Source organism: Nocardioides sp. SLBN-35, from assembly GCF_006715725.1.
Lineage (GTDB): Bacteria > Actinomycetota > Actinomycetes > Propionibacteriales > Nocardioidaceae > Nocardioides.
Map to the genome: position 1 here is coordinate 3395364 of NZ_VFNU01000001.1, position 19511 is coordinate 3414874.

Annotated in this window: 13 protein-coding genes; 6 read left to right on the forward strand and 7 right to left on the reverse strand. The window is 72.0% G+C overall.

Translation table 11 applies throughout. The annotated features are described in order from the left end of the window. Position 1: 1 nt before the first annotated feature. Positions 2-985, reverse strand: coding sequence for a hypothetical protein (locus FBY23_RS16530; RefSeq protein ID WP_141799139.1), 984 nt, complete (start codon positions 983-985; stop codon positions 2-4). Between the two features lie 84 nt (positions 986-1069). Between FBY23_RS16530 and FBY23_RS16535 the strand changes: the two genes are divergently transcribed. The 3 genes from FBY23_RS16535 to FBY23_RS16545 all read left to right on the forward strand — a co-directional run bounded on the left by FBY23_RS16535 (position 1070) and on the right by FBY23_RS16545 (position 4037). Further along, positions 1070-1417, forward strand: a complete 348-nt coding sequence (locus FBY23_RS16535) for a TfoX/Sxy family protein (RefSeq protein WP_141799140.1) — start codon at positions 1070-1072, stop codon at positions 1415-1417. Next, the gene (locus FBY23_RS16540) at positions 1369-2682 is read left to right on the forward strand and encodes an MFS transporter (protein WP_141799141.1); all 1314 of its coding nucleotides are present in this window, start codon (positions 1369-1371) and stop codon (positions 2680-2682) included. The genes FBY23_RS16535 and FBY23_RS16540 overlap by 49 nt, the downstream gene beginning before the upstream one ends. Positions 2683-2750: 68 nt before the next feature. After that, positions 2751-4037 carry an MFS transporter gene (locus FBY23_RS16545; protein WP_141799142.1) on the forward strand — a complete coding sequence of 429 codons (1287 nt, stop codon included), beginning with the start codon at positions 2751-2753 and terminating at the stop codon, positions 4035-4037. Here FBY23_RS16545 and FBY23_RS16550 read toward each other — a convergent pair. Next, positions 4030-4698: a class F sortase gene (locus tag FBY23_RS16550; RefSeq protein ID WP_222117849.1), complete on the reverse strand. Its 669-nt coding sequence runs from the start codon at positions 4696-4698 to the stop codon at positions 4030-4032. The genes FBY23_RS16545 and FBY23_RS16550 overlap by 8 nt on opposite strands. Positions 4699-4745: 47 nt before the next feature. On the opposite strand from FBY23_RS16550, the gene FBY23_RS16555 reads away from it, so the two are divergent. From FBY23_RS16555 to htpX, 3 genes are read left to right on the forward strand one after another with little or no spacing between them, the layout of a single operon-like run. Continuing rightward, a complete protein-coding gene (locus FBY23_RS16555) occupies positions 4746-9281 on the forward strand; it encodes an ATP-dependent helicase (RefSeq protein ID WP_141799143.1) in 4536 nt (1511 codons plus the stop codon). Further along, positions 9274-10071 carry a DNA-formamidopyrimidine glycosylase family protein gene (locus tag FBY23_RS16560; RefSeq protein WP_141799144.1) on the forward strand — a complete coding sequence of 266 codons (798 nt, stop codon included), beginning with the start codon at positions 9274-9276 and terminating at the stop codon, positions 10069-10071. Before FBY23_RS16555 ends, FBY23_RS16560 begins: the two co-directional genes overlap by 8 nt. 56 nt (positions 10072-10127) lie before the next feature. After that, positions 10128-11000, forward strand: coding sequence for a zinc metalloprotease HtpX (gene htpX, locus FBY23_RS16565; protein WP_141799145.1), 873 nt, complete (start codon positions 10128-10130; stop codon positions 10998-11000). Positions 11001-11116: 116 nt separating this feature from the next. On the opposite strand, the gene FBY23_RS16570 is transcribed toward htpX, so the two are convergent. The 5 genes from FBY23_RS16570 to rimO all read right to left on the reverse strand — a co-directional run bounded on the left by FBY23_RS16570 (position 11117) and on the right by rimO (position 19456). Continuing rightward, on the reverse strand, positions 11117-11425 hold the full coding sequence (locus FBY23_RS16570) for a helix-turn-helix domain-containing protein (protein WP_141799146.1): 309 nt from the start codon (positions 11423-11425) through the stop codon (positions 11117-11119). Positions 11426-11481: 56 nt separating this feature from the next. Further along, the gene (locus FBY23_RS16575) at positions 11482-11985 is read right to left on the reverse strand and encodes a CinA family protein (protein WP_141799147.1); all 504 of its coding nucleotides are present in this window, start codon (positions 11983-11985) and stop codon (positions 11482-11484) included. A gap of 59 nt (positions 11986-12044) precedes the next feature. After that, on the reverse strand, positions 12045-17150 hold the full coding sequence (locus FBY23_RS16580) for an ExeM/NucH family extracellular endonuclease (RefSeq protein ID WP_141799148.1): 5106 nt from the start codon (positions 17148-17150) through the stop codon (positions 12045-12047). A 210-nt stretch (positions 17151-17360) separates the two neighbouring features. Beyond that, complete coding sequence (gene pgsA / locus FBY23_RS16585; protein WP_141799149.1) at positions 17361-18002, reverse strand: CDP-diacylglycerol--glycerol-3-phosphate 3-phosphatidyltransferase; 642 nt, start codon at positions 18000-18002, stop codon at positions 17361-17363. After that, positions 17999-19456 (reverse strand): 30S ribosomal protein S12 methylthiotransferase RimO, encoded by a 1458-nt coding sequence (gene rimO, locus FBY23_RS16590; protein WP_141799150.1) that lies wholly within the window; start codon positions 19454-19456, stop codon positions 17999-18001. The genes pgsA and rimO overlap by 4 nt, the downstream gene beginning before the upstream one ends. Between the last annotated feature and the right edge of the window lie 55 nt (positions 19457-19511).

A 19511-nucleotide genomic window follows, 5' to 3' on the forward strand; every position in this document is an offset into this window, starting at 1 on the left:
GTCAGCGGCGGCCCCGCAACACCCACTTCCACCAGGTCGCGTGGTACTCCCCCTCCTCCACATCGAAGACCGACCCGCACGAGGTGCAGGCGACCTCGCGCCGCGGGCGAGCACCGGGCGCGCTCACGGTCTCGCTCTCGATCCTGACCCAGCCCTTGTCGGCCTCACGCTGCGGGTCGGCGCTGCGTCGGGGGTACGTCGCGCACAGGCAGCCGCCCGAGCGAACGATCTCCAGGCGGTCCACCGCCAGCTCGACAGGGTTCCCGTCGACGATCACGAAGTCGGCTGCCCGGATCGAGGCCAGGACCGCGCGGAGCTCGGCGGCCACCGGAGCGAGCAGGGCGGCGTCTCCCGAGCCGTTGACGACGTCGATGGCGGAGTTGATCCGGGTCTTGTCGCGGCTCAGGAAGTCCTCGAGCAGCTCGGAGCGCACACCTGCCGACCTCCGCTTCCTGTTGCCGCCCTTGCCCGCCTTGCGGATCCGGGCATACATCTCGGCGTCCGCGACCGCGAGCCGGTCGACCGGCTTCTCGAGGTACGACGCCTCCAGCACCAGAGCCACGCAGAGGGCGGCACCCGACACGTGGTCGGGGTTCACCGCCAGGAGGAGAGCGCTGTCCCCGAATCTCCAGAACTCGGCCTCGGTCGCGCCCATCGCCTCCAGCGCAGCGGCGGGTACGGCGCGCGGGTCGAGGATGTGCGCCGGGTCGCCCTTCGGCGTCACCGCCGCGCAGGCGAACCTGTGCCGCTTCCCCCACCGCTGGTCGGCCGCGACGGCCAAGCGGGTCGCGAGCTCGTGGACTCGTGCCCGGTCAGGGTGCGAGGCCAGGCCGAACACGTGCATCCGGTCGAACGACTCCCCCTCGTGACCGGCCACGCTCCAGTCCAGCTGGTCCCCGCGGGCGGCGTACGGCAGGGCGGGGAGCTGGGCGATGACGTCCAGGATCTCGGCGGGGGTGCCGTGCTCGACGAAGCGCTCGGTCATGGGCGCCATCCTGCACAAAGGGTCTCGACCACACGCCGACCGCATCCGGGCGGAATGTCGGTGCCCGCGCCTAGTGTCCTTCCCATGGCGTACGACGAAGAGCTGGCCGGGCGGGTCCGTGACCTCCTCGCGGACGAGCCGGGAGCAGCCGGCCGGGAGCTGACCGAGAAGAAGATGTTCGGCGGCCTGGGCTTCATGGTCGGCGGCAACATGGCGGTCGCGGCCAGCGGCCAGGGCGGGCTGATGGTGCGCGTCGACCCGGCCGAGGGCGAGGAGCTGGTGGCGACCACGGCGGCGTACCCGATGGAGATGCGCGGTCGCTCGATGAGCGGCTGGCTGCGCGTCGACCTCGACGACGTGGCCACCGACGAGGCGCTGGGTGCGTGGGTGCGCCGCGGTGCGTCGTACGCCGCGACGCTGCCACCGAAGTGAGGTCGTTCTGGGCGGCCCTGCCCACCGAGGGCCGCTGGCTCCTGTCGACGGTCGCGATCCAGACGCTCGGGCGCGGCCTGACCCTGCCGTTCACGCTGATCTACCTCCACGAGGTGCGCGGCTTCGAGCTCGGCCTCTCCGGCACGCTGATGGCGCTGATCGCCGTCGTCGGCTTCCTGGTGACCGGGCCGGGCGGCGCCATGGTCGATCGCTACGGCGCCCGAGCGGTGCTGCTCGTCGGCCTCGCGGCCATGATCGTGGGCAACCTGACCCTGGCCTTCGCGACGACACCCGCAGTGGCCGCGGTCGCTCTGGTGCTGGTCGGCTTCAACTTCGGGGTCTCGTGGCCGGCGTTCAACGCCTTGATCGCGGCGGTCGTGAGCGGCGAGCTGCGCCAGCAGTACTTCGGCATCAACTTCGCGCTGGTCAACCTCGGCATCGGTGTCGGCGGGGTGGTCGGCGGGCTGTTCGCCGACGTCGACCGGCCGGACACCTTCACCGCGATCTTCGTCGGCGACGCGCTGACCGGGCTGGTGCCCCTGGCGCTGCTGCTCGGACCATTGCGCCACGTCCACGGCCGCGCCACCGCGCCCGAGGACGGCACGGCCCCGGCGAGCGTCGGCTACCTGGCCATCCTCCGCCAGCCCGCCGTGCGCTGGCTGACCCTGCTCACCTTCGTCGGCACCTTCATCGGCTACGGCCAGCACGAGGCCGGGTTCCCGGGCTTCGCCCGCCAGGCCGCCGAGGTCTCGACCCGCACCGTCGGCCTGGCGTTCGCCGTCAACACCGTGGTCATCGTGGTGCTGCAGTTCTCGGTGCTCAACCGGATCAAGCGACACCTGCGCACCCGGGTGATGGTCGTGATGGCCGCGATCTGGGCGGTCGCCTGGGGTCTGCTCGGCGCCGCCGGCATCGTCCCGGGCGGCGGCCTGGCGATCGCCGGGGTGCTCGCCTACATGGCGGTGTTCGCGCTCGGCGAGACGCTGCTGCAGCCGACCGTTCCGGCGATGGCCAACGACCTCGCGACCGACCACACCCGCGGGCGCTACAACGCGATCACCGCGGCGGCCTTCCAGGGCGGGGCCATCGCCGGCCCGGTCGTCGCGGGCTTCCTGCTGCAGCACGACCTCGCGGCGGCGTACATCGCGGTCATGGTCGCGGGCTGCGCGGCCATCGCGGTGATGGCGCTGGTGCTCGAGCGACACGTCCCCGTGAGCGCCAATGGCGGAGCAGAGGTGAGGTCCCCCACAACCGAGGTCGTTTGACCCCACACGATTCGGTTGTCCATCGGCAACTTCCGTAGCATTTCCTGCGTGAAGCACACGGTCCACGCATGATCTCGTTGAAGTCGTTCTGGACCGCACTTCCCACCGAGGGCCGGTGGCTGCTGTCCACGGTGGCGATCTCCACGCTCGGCCGCGGCCTGGTGCTGCCGTTCACGCTGATCTACCTCCACGAGGTCCGCGGCTTCGGCCTGGGCCTGTCCGGCGTGCTGATGGCGGTCATCGCTCTGTCGGCGTTCGTGGTGACCGGACCGAGCGGTGCCCTGACCGACCGGTACGGCGCCCGCGCGGTCATGCTCGGCGGTCAGTCCGCGATGGTGGTCGGCACCGTGCTGCTCGCCTTCGCGACCACCCCGGCAGCCGCGGCGATCGCCCTCGTCCTGATCGGCGTGAACTTCGGCTCCTCGATGCCGGCGTTCAACTCGCTGATCGCGACGGTCGTCGAGGGCGAGGTGCGCCAGCAGTACTTCGGCGTGAACTTCGCCCTCATCAACCTCGGCCTCGGCGTCGGCGGCATCGTCGGCGGCCTGTTCGCCGACGTCGCCCGGCCCGAGACGTTCACCGCGATCTACCTCGCCGACGCGGCCTCCGGCCTGATCCCGCTCGCCCTCTTCCTCGGCCCGCTGCGGCACCTGCACGGCCGGGTCCTCCACCCACCGCGCGACCTGGAGGCGGGCCTGGAGACCGGGCGGGCGCCCGGCTACGGCGCCATCTTGCGCAGCCCCGCCGTGCGCTGGCTGACCCTGCTCACCTTCGTCGCCACGTTCATCGGCTACGGCCAGTTCGAGGTCGGCCTGCCCGCCTTCGCCCGCGGCGACGCCGGCATGTCGACCGAGTTGATCGGCCTCGGGTTCGCCCTCAACACCTTCGTCATCGTGGCCTTCCAGTTCACCGTGATGGGCCGGATCCGCGGCCGGCGCCGTACCCGGGTGCTGTCGGTGATGGCCCTGCTCTGGGCCGCCGCCTGGCTGCTGATGGGCGCCGGCGCCCTCGCCCCCGGCAGCGCGCTCGCCGTCACCGGCCTGCTCGGCTTCGGGATCGTGTTCGGCATCGGGGAGACCCTGCTGCAGCCCACGCTGCCCGCGATCAACAACGACCTCGCCGCCGACCACCTGCGCGGGCGCTACAACGCGCTCAACGCCGCCGCCGTGCAGGCCGGCACCGTCGCCGGCCCGGTGGTCGCCGGGTTCCTGCTCGAGCGCGGCCACGGAGGATCGCTGATCGGCCTGATGGTGATCGGGTGCGGTGCGATCGCGGTGGTGACGTCCGTGCTGGAGCGGCACCTGCCGGCTGCGGTGAACGGGCGGGCGGCCGCCGTACCGGAAGCGGTCAGGTAGCGGTCGCCGGGCTGGCGAACCACAGCGTCCGGTGCGTCCAGTTCCCCGGCCCCAGCCGCTTGCCCGAGCACACCACGATCACGACCTGCGGCGGCCCGTCGACCGCGTCCCACCCCGGGAACCCGTCGCTGGCGAGGACCTCGGTCCGCTCGGTCACCGTGTAGCAGGCGACCTGTGGCCCCGCCCGCAGCACGATCCGGCCGCCCACGTCGAGGCCGGCGAGCAGCCTGTTGCCCATCGCTGTCCCGTCGGGCCAGGTGTGCGTGTTGAGCAGCACGTGCCCGGCCGTCGAGCCGGGCTCGATGCCGCCACGGTCCCAGGCGAAGGCGAGCTTGTCGGAGACGGGAGGTACTCCGGGCACACCGGCCGCGTCGCGCGGCAGGGCGAGCACCCGTGCCCGGCGAGCCACCCCGGGGACGGTGATCGCCGTCGGCACGAACCCGGCCGTCGCGGGCCGCGCGCACGGGTCGGCGGGCGGGTCGGCGGGCGGCGCCGGGGCCGGCGTGGGAGACGGCGAGGCCGCGGGCGGCTCGGCGGCAGGCGGTGACGGCTCGTCGCCGCCGCGCAGCAGCAGCCACCCGACGAGCACGGCGAGCACGAGCGCGACCACGAGCGCGACCAGCGCGAGGTCGCGCCGCCGGTTCCCCTCCTCCACAGCCACCCGTCCATTGTCGCGGCAGTGTCGGTGCCGTGCGGGAAGATGACGGAATGGAGGACGCCCTGGCTCGATTCAGCGAGGCGACGCGGACCTGGTTCCGCGCCGCCTTCGCCGAGCCCACCGCCGCCCAGGCCGGCGCGTGGGACGCCATCGCGCGCGGGCAGCACACACTCGTGGTCGCCCCGACCGGCTCCGGCAAGACGCTCAGCGCCTTCCTCGCCGGCCTCGACCGTCTGCTCACCACGCCGGCGCCCCACGACAGGCTGCACCGCACCCGCGTCCTCTACGTCTCGCCCCTCAAGGCGCTCGCCGTCGACGTCGAGCGCAACCTGCGTGCGCCATTGACCGGCATCCGCCAGACCGCCGAACGGCTCCATCCCGGCCGGCCGTTCCCCGAGGTCAGCGTCGGCATCCGCTCCGGCGACACCCCCGCCAACGAGCGCCGCCGGCTCGCGACCCGACCACCCGACGTCCTCATCACGACACCGGAGTCCCTCTTCCTCATCCTCACCAGCCAGGCCCGCGAGACCCTGCGCGGCATCGAGACGGTGATCGTCGACGAGGTGCACGCGGTCGCCGGCACCAAGCGCGGCGCGCACCTCGCGCTCAGCCTCGAACGTCTCGACGCCCTCCTCCCCCGGCCGGCGCAGCGGATCGGGCTCTCCGCGACGGTCCGGCCCACCGAGGAGGTCGCCCGGTTCCTCGGTGGCACCGCCCCCGTCGAGATCGTCGCGCCACCGACCCACAAGGAGTGGGACCTCCGTGTCGAGGTGCCGGTCGAGGACATGACCGAGCTCGGACAGGTGGTCGAGGACGACGACCCGACGGCACCGCCGAGCCGGGCCAGCATCTGGCCCCATGTCGAGCAGCGGGTGGCCGAGCTGATCGGCGAGCACCGATCGACGATCGTGTTCACCAACGGCCGGCGTACGGCGGAGCGGCTGACCGCGCGCCTCAACGAGATCGCCGCCGAGATGACGACCGAGGGGATCCTCCCGCCGGCGCAGGTGATGGCGCAGTCGGGGGCCGCGGCCGGCGCTCCCCCGGTGCTGGCCCGCACCCACCACGGCTCCGTGTCCAAGGAGCAGCGCGCGCTCGTCGAGGACGACCTCAAGTCCGGCCGGCTGCCGGCGGTGGTCGCCACCAGCAGCCTCGAGCTCGGCATCGACATGGGCGCGGTCGACCTCGTCCTCCAGATCGCCTCGCCGCCCAGCGTCGCCAGCGCCCTGCAGCGTGTCGGGCGCGCGGGCCACCAGGTCGGCGAGACCTCGGCGGGCGTCTTCTTCCCCCAGCACCGCGGCGACCTCGCCCCGGCCGCGGTCGCCGTCGCCCGGATGCGCACCGGCGGCATCGAGGCGCTCCGGGTCCCGGCCAACCCGCTCGACGTGCTCGCCCAGCAGGTCGTCGCCGCGACCGCCGCCGACGAGTGGGACGTCGACGAGCTGTTCGCGCTGGTGCGACGCAGCGCGCCCTACGCCCACCTGCCCCGGTCGGCGTACGACGCCGTGCTTGACCTCCTCGCGGGGCGCTACCCCTCCGACGAGTTCGCCGAGCTCCGCCCCCGGATCACCTGGGACCGGGTCACCGGCGTGATCAGCGGTCGCCCCGGCGCCCAGCGGCTCGCCGTCACCAGCGGCGGCACCATCCCCGACCGCGGGCTCTACGGCGTCTTCCTCGCCGGCGAAGGCACCAACCGGCGCGTCGGCGAGCTCGATGAGGAGATGGTCTACGAGAGCCGGGTCGGCGACGTGTTCGCGCTCGGCGCGACGAGCTGGCGGATCGAGGACATCACCCACGACCGGGTGATCGTCACCCCGGCGCCCGGCGTGCCGGGACGACTGCCGTTCTGGAAGGGTGACACCGCCGGGCGCCCGACCGAGCTCGGCGAGGCGATCGGCGCCTTCACCCGCGAGCTCGCCGCGTTGCCCGACGCCGCCGCGGAGGCCCGGGCGCGCGAGGTCGGGCTCGACGACAACGCCGCCACCAACCTGGTCGCCTACCTGCGCGAGCAGGTCGAGGCCACCCGGGTGCTGCCCAGCGACACCACCGTCCTGGTCGAGCGGTTCCGCGACGAGCTCGGCGACTGGCGCCTGGCCGTGCACTCCCCCTACGGCACCGCCGTCCACGCACCCTGGGCGCTGGCGATCAACGCCCGGCTGCGGGAGCGCTACGGCGTCGACGGGCAGGCGCTGGCCTCCGACGACGGCATCGTGATCCGGATCCCCGACACCGACGCCGACGCGCCCGGCGCCGACCTGATCGCCTTCGAGCCCGACGAGATCGAGGAGATCGTCACCCGCGAGGTCGGCGGCTCCGCCCTCTTCGCGGCCAGGTTCCGCGAGTGCGCCGCCCGCGCCCTGCTTCTCCCCCGCCGCGACCCCGGCCGGCGCTCGCCTCTGTGGCAGCAGCGCCAGCGTGCGGCCGCGCTGCTCGAGGTCGCCGCCCGCTACCCGGCGTTCCCGATCGTGCTCGAGACCGTCCGCGAGGTGCTCAACGACGTCTACGACCTGCCGGGCCTGACCACCCTGCTGCGCCGCGTCGACCAGCGCGAGGTCACCGTCACCGAGGTCGAGACGACCCAGCCCTCGCCCTACTCCCGCACGCTGATGTTCGGCTACGTCGCCCAGTTCGTCTACGAGGGCGACTCGCCGCTCGCCGAGCGCCGGGCCGCGGCACTCACCCTCGACCAGGGCCTGCTGGCCGAGCTGCTCGGCCGGGCGGAGCTGCGCGAGCTGCTCGACCCCGACGTGCTGGCCGAGGTCGAGGCAGAGCTCCAGCGCACCACCCCCGAGCGCCGCTCCCGCGACGCCGAGGGCCTCGTCGACCTGCTGCGCCTGCTCGGCCCACTCACCGCCGCCGAGGTCGCCGCCCGCGCCCGCGACGACGCCCCGGTCACCGAGTGGCTGGCTGACCTGGTCGCGTCGCGCCGCGTGGTCGAGGTGCGGATGGCCTACGGCGACGCGTGGGCCGTCGTCGAGGACGTCGCCCGGCTGCGCGACGGCCTGGGCGTCCCGGCGCCGCCCGGCACCCCTGCTGCGTTCACCGAGCCGGTCGACGATCCACTTGCCGACCTGGTCGGTCGCTACGCGCGCACCCACGGGCCGTTCACGGATCTGCAGGTCGCGACCCGGCTGGGCCTGGGCGTCGCCGTCGTCCGCCACACCCTGCAGCGGCTGGAGGCGCAGGGCCGGGTGCTGTCCGGCGAGTTCCGGCCGGTGGGCGCGGGCGAGGAGTGGTGCGACGTCGAGGTGCTGCGGCGGCTGCGGCGCCGCTCCCTGGCCCGGCTGCGCCACGAGATCGAGCCGGTCGAGCCGACGACGCTGGCGCGGTTCTCGACGGCGTGGCACCAGATCACGACCGGCAAGGGGCCGCGGGGCGTCGACGGCCTGCTGCACACGATCGAGCAGCTCGCCGGGGCGCCAATGCCCGCGAGTGCGCTGGAGTCCCTCGTCCTGCCGGCCCGGGTGCGCGACTACGAGCCGGCGCTGCTCGACGAGCTGACCGCGACCGGCGAGGTCGTCTGGTCCGGCCACGGCGCGCTACCCGGCAGCGACGGCTGGGTCTCGCTCCACCTCGCCGACCGGGCCCACCTCACCCTGCCCGACCCGGGCCCGGTCGAGGACCCGCTCCACCAGCGGGTGCTCGACGTGCTCGCGCCCGGCGGGGCCTGGTTCTTCCGCCAGGTCTCCGACCAGGTCGCCCGCGCCTGCCGCGACGCCGGTGAGGACGCTCCGCTCGACGAGGCGGTCAGCGCGGCGCTCTGGGCGCTGGTGTGGAGCGGACACCTCACCAACGACACCCTCACCCCGCTGCGCGCGCTCACCCGCTCCGGCCGGGCCGCCCACCGCACCCGGCGGGCTCCGGCGCGGCCCGGGCGCGTCGCCCGCACCGGACCGCCCGAGACCGCGGGCCGCTGGGCGCTGTTGCCGCCGATCGACACCGACCCGACCCGTCGTGCCCACGCCGCCGCCGAGCAGCTGCTGGAGAGACACGGCGTCGTGACCCGTGGCGCGGTCGTCAACGAGCGGGTGCCGGGCGGATTCGCGGCGGTCTACAAGGTGCTCAGCGCGTTCGAGGACGCGGGCCGCTGTCGCCGCGGCTACTTCGTCGAGGGCCTCGGCGCCGCCCAGTTCGGGACCGCCGGAGCCGTCGACCGGCTGCGGTCGTTCGCGACGCCGGTCGGCGAGGGGCTCGACGCCAAGCCGGTCGCGATCGCCCTGGCCGCCACCGACCCGGCCAACCCCTACGGCGCCGCCCTGCCGTGGCCCACCGCCGAGCGCGAGCAGGAGAGCGCGGGTCACCGACCGGGCCGCAAGGCCGGCGCGCTGGTGGTGCTGGTCGACGGCGCGCTGGTCCTCTACGTCGAGCGCGGCGGGCGGACCCTGCTCACCTGGACCGACGATCCCGACCTGCTCACCCCCGCGGCGGAGGCCCTGTCGACGGCGGTGCGGCGCGGGACGCTCGGGCAGCTCACGGTCGAGAAGGCTGACGGCACCGCCCTGCTCGGCAACGCAGGACCGCTGCGCGACGCCCTCGCCGCGGCAGGGTTCGTGGCCACCCCGCGCGGACTGCGGGTCCGTGCCTGAGGGGGACGCGGTCCGTCGTACCGCCGACCGGCTGGACCGGGCCCTCGCCGGCCAGGTGCTCACCGGCTCCGACCTGCGGGTCCCCCGGCTCGCCACCACGGACCTGGCGGGTGCCACCGTCGAGCGGACCGCCACCCACGGCAAGCACCTGCTGACCCGCATGGCCATGCCCGACGGCACGCCGCTCACCCTGCACACCCACCTCAAGATGGAGGGCAGCTGGCGGGTGATCGCCCCCGGCGCTCGGTGGCCCGGGCCCGCCGCGGACGCGCGGGTCGTGCTCCGCACCGAACGGGTCGAGGCCATCGGGTTCCGCCTCGGCCTGGTCGAGCTGCTGCCCACCGCCGAGGAGGCCTCCGTCGTCGGACACCTCGGTCCCGACCTGCTCGGCGCGTGGACCGACGCCGAGCGCGACGAGGCGGTCGCCCGCCTGACCGCCCGCCCCGAGCGCGTGCTGGGCGAGGCGCTCCTCGACCAGACGGTGGTCGCGGGCATCGGCACCATCTGGCTCGCGGAGAGCTGCTTCGTCCACGGGGTGAGCCCGGTCGGACCGGTCGCCACCCTCCGCGATCCCGCCCGCTTCCTCGACCGCGCCCGGAAGATGCTGCAGGCGGCGATGCGCTCCGGACGCCCCCTCACCACCGGCGACCGGCGCAATCCCGTCTGGGTCTACCGCCGGCAGCGCCAGCCGTGCCTGCGCTGCCGCACGACGATCGAGGCCGGCCAGGTCGGCGAGGCCGGCCGGGAGCGGACGACGTACTGGTGTCCGCGCTGCCAGCCCGCCACGTGACCCGGGTCTCTCGCGACGTGCGGAACGCGACACCCACCGTCGTTCGTTGACCAGGCATGCACCAGCACTTCAACGGGCTCAAGACCGCCGGCCTGTTCGGCGCGATCTTCGCGCTGCTGCTTGCGGTCGGCGGACTGATCGCGGCCGCGACCGGCAGCTCGGCGTTCATCTGGATCTTCGCGCTGATCGGCGTCGGTACGACGGCCTACGGCTACTGGAACTCCGACAAGCTCGCCATCAAGGCGATGCACGCCTACCCGGTCTCGCAGTCGCAGCAGCCGGCGATGTACCGGATCGTGCGCGAGCTCTCCGAGCGGGCCGGCCAGCCGATGCCGGCGCTGTACGTCTCCCCCACCCAGGCGCCCAATGCGTTCGCGACCGGCCGCAACCCGCAGCACGCCGCGGTGTGCTGCACCGAGGGCATCCTCGGCCTGCTCGACGAGCGCGAGCTGCGCGGGGTGCTGGGCCACGAGCTGATGCACGTCTACAACCGCGACATCCTCACCGGCTCCGTGGCCGCCGCCGTGGCGGGGGTGATCAGCTCGGTCGCGCAGTTCCTGGCGTTCACGTCGATCTTCGGCGGCGGCAACGACGAGGACCGGCCCAACCCGCTGGTCATGATCGGCACCGCACTGCTCGCGCCGTTCGCGGCCGCGGTGATCCAGATGGCGATCAGCCGCACCCGGGAGTACGACGCCGACGAGGACGGCGCCCGTCTCACCGACGACCCGCTGGCCCTCGCCTCGGCGCTGCGCAAGCTGGAGACCGGCACCGCCCGCGCTCCCCTGGCGCCGACGCCGCAGCTGCAGAACGCGAGCCACATGATGATCGCGAACCCGTTCCGGGCGGGCGACGTGCAGAAGATGTTCTCGACCCACCCGCCGATGGCAGACCGGATCGCGCGCCTGGAGGCGATGGCGCGCCGCTGAGCGGGCCGACATAACCGGAGGTTGGCCGACAAAACTGGTGCTGAGACGAGGAAGTTTCCTCGTCCCAGCACCAGTTTCACCGGTCGGCCGGTGAAACTCCCGCGACGACGGGGTCGTCAGGCGGCGGAGGCGACGACAGCCGGGCGGCGCGGCGTGATGGGGGTCGGGGCGGCGGCCACCACGGCCGCGGCCTCCTCGAGGGCCACCGCGTCGGCGACCTCGCGCAGCACGTCGGACAGCGGCATCTCGAGCGCGTCGCACAGGGACGCCAACAGCTCGGAGGACGCTTCCTTCTGTCCGCGCTCGATCTCGGAGATGTAGCCCAGGCTCACGCGGGCGGCCCCCGAGACCTCACGGAGGGTCAGTCCGAGCTCGGCACGGCGACTCCGCAGGATGTCACCGAGCGATCGGCGAAAGAGCACCATCGCGAACTCCTCTCCGTGGGTTGGGGGGTGGGTGTGGTCGGGTCCTGGGCCCAACGCTACCCGAGCCCCGAATCTTCCGCTGGCTGCCCGGCCGGTGAGACCGCGTCGAGCAGGGCCGCGACCGCGGCGTCCACCGTCGCGACCTGGATCTGCAAGCGGTCCCCGGCGAGGTCCAGGGCCACCACCCGGGTGCCGCCGGGCCCGGCCAGGCCGACGTACACGGTCCCGACCGGCTTGTCCTCCTGCCGGTCCGGCCCCGCCACGCCGGTCGTGCTCAGCGCGTACGCCGTCCCGAGCAACCGCCGCGCCCCGTCGGCCATCGCCCGGGCGCACTCAGCCGACACGACGCCGTACGTGTCGACGACGTCCTGGGGCACGCCGAGCACCTCGACCTTGATGTGCGTCTGGTAGCTCACCACGCCGCCGGCGTAGACCACCGACGAGCCGGGCACCGCTGTCAGGCGAGCGGCCAGGAGTCCACCGGTGAGCGACTCGGCCGTGGCCACACTGGCGCTGGCGGCGCGCAGCATGCGAACGAGGGCCTCGGCCGGTGACTCCATGACCGCATCGTGTCACGGGGCACCGACCGAGGCCCTCGGTCAGCCCAGGTGTGTCGGGGTCAGCGGCGCACCACCTTGATCTTCGTGGTCGCCGTCGCGGTCAGGTACGTGGCCGTGGCGGGGAAGGTGACAACGACGTTCTTCTTGCCGGGCGTCGTGAATGCCTTGAGCTTGACCGTGGCCGTGCCGTCGACCACCGTCACGGTCCGGGCCTTCTGCCCCTTGGCCTTGACGGTGACGGTCCCGGTGACCGGCTTGCCCGTGGCGTCGACCACCTTGACGACGACCTTCGCGCGGGTCTTGCCGAGCACGACCTTCTTCGGCTTGGTGGTGACGGTGAGCGTCACCGCCTGCTGCCCTGCCGGCGGCGTCACGACACCGCCGGACACCGCGATCGGGACCCGCACCTCGGTGCCGGTCTGGGCGCCGACCAGGGTCAGCGTGACGACACCCCCGGGCGTACTGGCGGGCAGGACCACGTCGACGGCGGCCGTTCCGTAGTGGTCGTAGACCGCCGTGCCGATGCTGTTGTCCACCGCGCCACTACCGAGGACCTGGTCACCGAGCTTGACCTGCAGCTCGGCGTCCTTGGGGTCGGAGCCCGACATCGCCCACGAGCCCACGTCGAACGTCACGTGGCTGCCGGGGGCGTACGACTCGGGGGCGCCGGCGGGGAACTCCACCTCGACCGCGTGCTGAGAGCCGTCCACAGGCAACGGCGTGCCGGACGCCTTGGCCGCCATGTAGTCGACCATCGCCTGCAGGTCGATCTTCCCGGTGTCCTTCTTGCTCGCGCCGTTGGCCAGCTCGAAGAAGTTGTCGCCCCCGGAGGCGAGGAACGAGTTGACCGTCACCGAGTACACCTGTGCCGCATCGACAGGTACGCCGTTCAGCCACATGCCCGTGACCTCGCCCTGGAAGGTCTGCGTCCCGCTCACCGTCACCGGAGTCTCGACATAGGTATAGGTGAACCCGCTCGACACGCCGAGCCGAAGGAACGGACGCGACGGTACCGCGCCGGCGGTGGTGCGCTGCCACTGCTGCTCGAGGACCGTCTCGATCTGAGCACCGGTCAGCTTCATGTTGACCAACGTGTTCGCAAACGGCTGGACCACCGCGGCCTGCTTGTAGGTCAGATCACGCGGGCTCCCGGTCCCCGTTCCGACCATGTCCTGCCGCAGACCCCCGGGGTTCATGAACGCGATCTGGGCGCTGCCGGACTCCGGCTGCTCGGTGGCCCAGCGCTGGACCTCGGCCACCAGGTTGCCGAGCGTCGACTCGCCGCCGCGGTTCTCGGTGCTGCCGTTCTGCAGCTTCGCCCGGTTGAACGGCCCCTGGATCTTGCCGAGGACCTTCGCCCCGAGGACGTCGGCCTGGGCGACCGCGGAGGACACGATCGGGTCGACCTTCGGGTCCGTCGGGTATCCCGTGCCGGCGATGCCGATCACGTCCTGACCCACCGCCACCAAGTCGTCACCGGCGTAGGTGAAGACCAGCTGGTTGAGGTTCTGACCGTACTGGCCGGCGGAGACGACCGGCCGCTTCGTGACGTCGCGGCCCTCGCTGGCCCACTCGTCGACGGTGTACGAGCAGTTGTAGAGCAGGTGCGTGTGACCCGAGATGATCGCGTCGACGTCGGCCGAGGTGTTCTGGGTGATGTTGCCCCACACGGTCGACGGGTCCGTGAAGCTCGGCGAGGAGCAGTCGGTCGTCGGCGAACCCTCGTGCACCAGCAGGATCACCAAGTCTGCGCCGTCGTCCTTGAGCTGCGCGGCGGCGGAGTTGGTCGCGTCCACGATGTCGGTGACCGTCACGCCCTGGATTCCGGCCGGGCTGACCAGCGACGGCAGGTCCTCGGTCACCGCACCGACGAAGCCGATCGTCACGCCGTCGACCGTCTTCGTCCAGGTCTCGGCGAGCTTGTCCGGCTTCCCGGCCGGCTCCTCGACGTTCGCTGCGATATAGGTCCAGTTCGCCCGGTCCTGGATGCGGTCGACGAAGTCGGCGTATCCGCGGTCGAACTCGTGGTTGCCGGCCGCCGACACGTCGAGGCCAGCCTTGTTGAGCGCGTCGATGGTCGGGTTGTCGTCCTGGATGAAGGACTCGAAGGTCGACGCCCCGACCAGGTCACCGGCGGCAGCGAACACCGTGTTCGGGTTGTCGGCCCGCAGCGACTTCACCGCTCCCGACAGCACCGAGGCTCCAGCGCTGTCTCCGCCCGAGGGCAGGATCCGGCCGTGGAAGTCGTTGGTGCCCAGCACCTGGACCTTCTTGAACGGACCACCGACGATGTCCGGAACGTCGATGCCGACGACCTCCGGGTTGTGGTCGGACGCTGCGAACGGCAGGTCCGGCTGCCACAGGTCGGTGACGTTGTAGTTGAACCGGCTGTACTGGTACGCCGGGGACTCGGCCGCGTTGATGTCCCACACGTCCGCGCCGGTCACCATCGCCTTCGCGGCATCGTTGGCGAGCACGTGGTCGAGGGAGCCGGAGAGGCCGGAGTAGGAGTAGCTCTCCTCGTCGGGGTCCAGCGTTGAGTCGACCAGGTGGTAGCCACGCTTGGTCAGGACCCGGATCGGGTCCTCCTGCGAGTAGGAGTTGAAGTCACCCGCGAGGAAGACCGCGTCGATGCCCCGCGCGGCCGCGAAGTCGTCCGCGAACTCGCGCAGGCGGTACGCCTGCCGGGTCCGGTCGCCGTTGAAGGCGCCGGTGTCGGCGTTGTTGGCGTTGTCGCCGGTCGCCGCCGGGTCGCTGTCGCCCTTGGACTTGAAGTGGTTGAGGACGACCGCGAACGCGTCGCTGTCGAGCGCTCCCTTGGCCTTGAACGCCTGGGCGAGCGGCTCGCGGGCGTTGGCGAACTCGGTGGTCCCGAACAGGATGTCGGAGCTTCCCACGGTCTCGACGCTCGCAGCGCGGTAGATGAACGCCGGCCGGATCACATCCTGCTCGGCAACCGCAGCGGCAACGGTGGCCTCGCCCGGGCTGTGCACGAACTTCCAGACCTCGGAGCCGGCAGCGTCGTTGAGCGCCGTGACCAGCGAGCGAAGTGCGTCGTCGCGGTCCGTCTCGCCGAGCAGCTTGATCGAGTTCTCGACCTCCTGCAGACCCACGACGTCCGCGTTCAACGCGTTGATCGCGGTGACGATCTTCGCCTTCTGGCGGTCGAGGCTCGCCTGGGTGGCCGCACCGCGAGGACCGTTGCCGGCGTTCACGCCGTTGGTGACCACACCGCAGCGGTTGTCGGCGATGTGGTTGCCCTGCCGGTCGTCGTACCAGGTGCACTGGGTGTTGACCGGCGGCGACTGGGCCGCACCGGTCGCGACGTACTGCTCACCGGTGGTGTTGAAGTAGTTGAGGACGTTGAACGTCGCGATCTTCAGGTCGCCGCCGACGGCACCTGGGGCCAGGTTGCCTGCCCGGGTGTCCTCGAAGGTCGCCGTGCCCGCGCCGTTGTCGAAGATGGGCGAGATCGGCTGGAACTTCCAGGTGTTGTTGCGGAAGTCGAGGACGACCGGACCGGTGAGGGTCACCGCCGCGCCCACCCGCACGGCATTCGTCTTGGTGAGCCACGGCAGGGGCTGATTCTTGGCGGCGGCATTCGTCATGTAGTTGAGCGATGTTCCGTCGTCCAGGGCTACGGCACGAGCCGCGTTGTCCGCCTTGATCGCGTCGAGCTCGGTGGTGTCGGTGTCGGCCGCGTGCTCGGTCGGCTGGCGCAACGGACGGTCGCCGGTGGCGAGGCCGATCTCCCCGAAGGTGTTGATGTTGTAGGAGTTGGTGACCGTGAAGTCGTCCGTGGGTGCGAGCAGCATGCCCTCCTGCGCCTCGCGCCCCGCCTCGGTCGTCGGGTAGGCGATCGCGAGGGGCGTCACGCCCTCGAGCGGCTCCGCGAGCTCGGTGACGCCACCGGCCCCGGGGGTGATCTCGGTCAAGGCGTCGAAGGCTTCGCTCACGGTGCCGGTGACCTGCACGGAATCACCGATCGCCACGTCGGACGGCATGGCGTTGGCGCCATAGACGAAGATCGCGTCGGACGCACCGGGCGTGGTGTCCGTGGCACCGGTGCCGCCGGTCTGGATGTACATGCCGTCGAAGCTGGAGTCGGCGAACGACGGGTCCTTGTACATCGCCGTGACGACACCAGTGGTCGTGACGACCTGCCCGGCCTTGGGTGAGGTGGCTCCCGTGCCCTGGATCTCGGCGATCGTGAGGGTCGTGGGCGCCGCCGCGATCGTGATCGTGAAGTCGACCGTGTCAGTCAGGGCCGTGCCGGCCGTGCTGTCGGTGACCGTCGCGGTGACCGGGAACGACCCCACGCCGCTCGGGGTACCGCTCAGAGCGCCGGACGGGCTCAGCGTCACCCCGGTGGGCGGCGTGCCGCTGGTGATCGCCCAGGTGTACGGCGCGACGCCGCCGGTCGCGGACAGGTTGACCTGGGTGAGAGCCACGCCGTTGTAGCCCGTCACCTCGGTCTGGTTCGCCGCTTCGAGCGGCTGGACCGCGTTCTCGTGGCTGTTGGTCGGCGTCGGCGCGCCGACCGTGAAGTCGGTGTTGTTCGCGTCCGTGTCGGCCCCTGTCGCCGAGCGCGCAGCCGACGTCGTGCCCGAAAGCGTCGTGCCCTGGGCGAGGGACTCGAAGGTGTTGGCCGTCCCGTAGCCGACGGCGTCGACGACGCCCGTCGTGTTCTTGATATCGCCCGTCGGCAAGTTGAGTGTGCTCTGGTTGCCAAGGACCACCAGGCCCGAACTGGTGCTCATCGCCAGGTTGCCGGTGACGTCGGCCGCGGGCATCGCCGTGCCGTTGGCCACGTTGCCCGACCCCTGGATGAGGTAGTGGCCGTGCGCCGGGATAGAGCCCGTGAGGTCGGTCTTGTTCGTGATGTTGGACGGGTTCGCCCGTGTCGCGCTGCCGTAGAAGACGGCCCAGCCGCTCAGGTCAACCGCAGTATCCGTCGGGTTGTAGAGCTCGATGAAGTCATTGGTGAACGACGACACCGGGAAGCCGCCGCCGGCGGCGAGCCCGCCGCCGCCGTACACCTCTGAGATCACCACACCCGTGCCGCCGGGGTCCGCCTGAGCGGGCGTGGTCTGGACGGCGGCGAGTCCCGTGGCGGCGATCGCCGCGCCGAGGGAGCCGAAGAGGAGCTGTTTCACTGAGCGCATGAGCTACTTCCGAGGTCGTCAAAGCGGCAAAGGACAGCCGATCGCGCGCGCCCGAGATGCCAGCGAGAACGGGGGGAAGGGTCCTTAACCTAGGCTGCGCCTCGGTCCGACTGGCAAGGGCCTGAGGAAAATCAAGTGACGAAAAGGCGACGCCCTGCCGTCAGATGTTGCCCTTGCGGTCCGGTGGACCGGACGATCTCAGCGAGACGCTCAGGCGGCCGACGGCTTGCGGATCGAGTGGCGCTGCTTCCAGACGTCGCGGAAGAACTCGTAGCCGGACCAGATGGTCAGCACGAACGCGACGAGCAGCAGCACGATCGCGCCGACGTAGACGACCTCGCCGGGTACGTCGAGCCAGCCGTCGACCTCGAGCAGCGGCAGGGTGAGGAAGCCGAGGGCGAGGGCCTGGGCGGCGGTCTTCCACTTGCCGCTCTGGGCGGCGGCGATGACGACCGACTTGAGCACCGACAGGCGCAGCAGGGTGACCGCCCACTCGCGGACCAGGACGACGATCGTGATCGTCCACATCCACCAGGTGTCCATGATGATCGACAGGCCGATGAAGGCCATGCCGGTGATCGCCTTGTCGGCGATCGGGTCGGCGATCTTGCCGAAGTCGGTGACCAGGTTGCGGGCCCGGGCGATGTCGCCGTCGACCTTGTCGGTGACCATCGCGACGAAGAAGATCGCCCAGGCGACGGTGCGCCAGGTGATCGAGTCGCCCCCGTCGTACAGCAGCGCCCAGCCGTAGAAGGGCACCAGCACGATCCGCAGCGTGGTCAGCGCGTTGGGGAGGTTCCAGTTGCTCGGCTTGGCCGCGGTCGGGGTCTGCCCCGTGCTGGTCTCGCTCATCCCTGTCCTCCTGCGGGTTCGGCGATCAGGTCGACGCCGTCGGTGGCGACGACGACCGCGGTGACGAGGTCACCCACACGCGCGTCGGGCGCGCCGAGCACCCGGGTGGTGCCGTCGACCTCAGGGCCCTGTTGGGCGGCGCGTCCCTCGATGGTGCCGTCACCGGTGCCGTCGGGGTCGAGCTCCTCGACGAGCACCTCGACGGTGCTGCCGATCCGCTCCTCCGCGCGCTGCGAGGTGAGCTCGGAGACCAGGTCGTTGAGGTGCTGGACGCGGGCGTTGATCTCGTCCTCGTCGAGCTTGCCGTCGAGCTTCTCGGCCTCGGTGCCGTCCTCGTCGGAGTAGCCGAACACACCGGTCACGTCCATCCGCGCGGCGACCAGGAAGTCGCACAGCGTCTGGAACTCCTCCTCGGTCTCGCCGGGGAAGCCGACGATGACGTTGGAGCGCACGCCCGCCTCGGGCGCGAGTCCGCGTACCTGCTCGAGCAGGCCGAGGAAGCTCTCCGGGTCGCCGAAGCGGCGCATCCGGCGCAGCACCGTGGCGCTGGCGTGCTGGAACGACAGGTCGAAGTACGGCGCCACGCCGGGGGTGGTCGCGATGGCGCGGACCAGTCCGGGGCGGGTCTCGGCGGGCTGCAGGTAGGAGACCCGGACCCGCTCGATGCCGTCGATCCCGGTCAGCTCGGGCAGCAGCGTCTCGAGCAGGCCGAGGTCGCCGAGGTCCTTGCCGTAGGACGTGGAGTTCTCCGAGACGAGGAACAGCTCCTTGACGCCCTGCTCGGCGAGCCAGTGCGCCTCCTGCAGGACGTCGGAGGGCCGGCGGCTGACGAACGAGCCGCGGAACATGGGGATCGCGCAGAAGGTGCAGCGCCGGTCGCAGCCGCTGGCGAGCTTGAGCGGGGCCATCGGGCCGCCGTCGAGGCGGCGCCGGATGGCGGAGCGGCCCGGGATGGCGATGTCGACGTCGGCGCCGAACCCGGCGGTCTCGGCCGTCTCGACGACCGCCTGCCGCTCAGCGGGGCTGATCGGCAGCAGCAGCCGCCGGTCGCGCGGGGTGTGCGGGTGCGGCCGCTCGCCGGCCAGGATCGAGCGCAGGCGGCCGGAGATGTCCTGGTAGTCGTCGAAGCCCAGCACGGCGTCGGCCTCGGGCAGCGAGTCGGCGAGCTCCTCGCCGTACCGCTCGGCCAGGCAGCCCACCGCCACGACGGCCTGCGGCCGGCCCGACTCCTTGAGGTCGGCGGCAGCGAGCAGGGTGTCGATCGAGTCCTTCTTGGCCGCGTCGACGAAGCCGCACGTGTTGACCACGACCGTGTCGGCGTCCTCGGGGTCCTCGACGAGCGTGAAGCCGTCCGCGGCGAGGCGGCCGGCCAGCTCCTCGGAGTCGACGTCGTTGCGCGCGCACCCGAGGGTGAGCAGCGCGACCGAGACGGGGTTCGTGGGTGTGCTGGTCATGTCCGGTCGAGGATACCGGCGGACGTGGGCCCGCCGGCATTCCTCGGTCGTGTGA

Bases quoted from the DNA above. Each gene is read 5' to 3' on its own strand.
- FBY23_RS16530 (WP_141799139.1), bottom strand. From the start codon at position 985: ATGACCGAGCGCTTCGTCGAGCACGGCACCCCCGCCGAGATCCTGGAC.
- FBY23_RS16535 (WP_141799140.1), top strand. From the start codon at position 1,070: ATGGCGTACGACGAAGAGCTGGCCGGGCGGGTCCGTGACCTCCTCGCG.
- FBY23_RS16545 (WP_141799142.1), top strand. From the start codon at position 2,751: ATGATCTCGTTGAAGTCGTTCTGGACCGCACTTCCCACCGAGGGCCGG.
- FBY23_RS16555 (WP_141799143.1), top strand. From the start codon at position 4,746: ATGGAGGACGCCCTGGCTCGATTCAGCGAGGCGACGCGGACCTGGTTC.
- htpX (WP_141799145.1), top strand. From the start codon at position 10,128: ATGCACCAGCACTTCAACGGGCTCAAGACCGCCGGCCTGTTCGGCGCG.
- FBY23_RS16570 (WP_141799146.1), bottom strand. From the start codon at position 11,425: ATGGTGCTCTTTCGCCGATCGCTCGGTGACATCCTGCGGAGTCGCCGT.
- FBY23_RS16575 (WP_141799147.1), bottom strand. From the start codon at position 11,985: ATGGAGTCACCGGCCGAGGCCCTCGTTCGCATGCTGCGCGCCGCCAGC.
- FBY23_RS16580 (WP_141799148.1), bottom strand. From the start codon at position 17,150: ATGCGCTCAGTGAAACAGCTCCTCTTCGGCTCCCTCGGCGCGGCGATC.
- pgsA (WP_141799149.1), bottom strand. From the start codon at position 18,002: ATGAGCGAGACCAGCACGGGGCAGACCCCGACCGCGGCCAAGCCGAGC.
- rimO (WP_141799150.1), bottom strand. From the start codon at position 19,456: ATGACCAGCACACCCACGAACCCCGTCTCGGTCGCGCTGCTCACCCTC.